The organism is Streptomyces sp. NPDC051172 (assembly GCF_040682555.1).
In the GTDB taxonomy this organism is placed as follows: Bacteria; Actinomycetota; Actinomycetes; order Streptomycetales; family Streptomycetaceae; genus Streptomyces.
Map to the genome: position 1 here is coordinate 1 of NZ_JBFBBE010000408.1, position 1186 is coordinate 1186.

Below are 1186 nucleotides of genomic sequence, written 5' to 3' on the forward strand. Positions count from 1 at the left end.
ATGACGGCCACGCTCAATGGTGGCGGCGATCGTGAACTCGCCGCCACCGCTGAGGGGCTGCTGCCCCAAGGTCAGTCGATGGGCTGACGCGGATGAGGTTGCCATCGGGGTCGGCGACGACAAAGGTCCGGCCGAAGACGTCGTCGTGCGGCTCCTCGACCATGTGAGCCCCTTTGGCTACCCACGATTGATAGAGGGTGTCTATTGCAGCGGGCGCCCCGGGGACCATGAGGACGATTTCGCTGGTGCGAGGCACCCGGGGCGAGGCGTGCTCGTTGCTCCCGGTCCAGATCGCGAAGAGCACGCCGGGGCCACCTCGAAGGCGACGTACCGCGGGCTGGTGAAGTCCGGCTAGATGTCGAACAGGTCGCTGTAGAACGCCGTGGGCCGTTCAGCGTCACTGACGTAGGTCATGAACAGATTGGGTGCCGGCATGAGGTTCATCCTTGATTGGGGTGGTGGACCTGTCCATCCGAGCAACTGAACACGACAGAACGTGTCAGGTTTTCTGCCAGGATCTGCGGCAAGAAGTCATCCCGACGGTCAAGTCCCTGGAAGTGGTGTAACAGTCTTCGAAGCTGGGAGGCTTGTGCCGGTCAGGTCTCCAGGGTCGGCATCACTTCCGTGACCACGCCGGTTTTAGAGGGATGCGCGGGTCCTGGCCTGAGCAGCGGGCCAACAGCTCCAGGCCGAGGTAGCGGCGGCCTTCGGCCCATTCATCGGTCTGCTCGGTCAGCACGGCCCCTTCGAGCCGGATCACGGCGTCCCGGTTCGGGAAGATGCCTACCGCGTGCGTGCGGCGCCGGATCTCCCTGTTGAGGGACTCAACTCAGCCTTGTCGTGCTCATGCGTGGGCGGAACCCTCTCAGGGCAGACCTCCCCGACGTTCTCGAGTGGGATGGGTCGCATGATCGAGGGGGATTTGGGGCCTGGGCGTTCCCGGGGACGAGGCGACTCGGCCGCCCGCCCGCTCTGACGCGCGGGGCGAGACCGCGACGTCTCAGCACCGACCGAAGGTGGTCAACATGATGGCCAGGTCGTCCGCGGAATAGACTCGCGACCTCGGCTCGGCGCACTGCTCCAGGCCAAGCCCCTGTTGTCGAGGTAAGGCGAGAATGGCGTAAAGCGCCCGCCCCCTGAAGCGCTCTGGGTTGAGTCCCATGGTTCTCTCAGGTCATCAAGTGGC

The 1186-nt window shown here is 64.8% G+C and carries 2 pseudogenes; both read right to left on the bottom strand.

What is annotated here, in order from left to right:
* Positions 1-79: 79 nt before the first annotated feature.
* A pseudogene (locus tag AB0N07_RS51510) lies at positions 80-435 on the bottom strand (VOC family protein); the annotation flags it as partial.
* A 181-nt stretch (positions 436-616) separates the two neighbouring features.
* Positions 617-820 (bottom strand): annotated as a pseudogene (locus AB0N07_RS51515) (transposase); the annotation flags it as partial.
* Positions 821-1186: the final 366 nt, after the last annotated feature.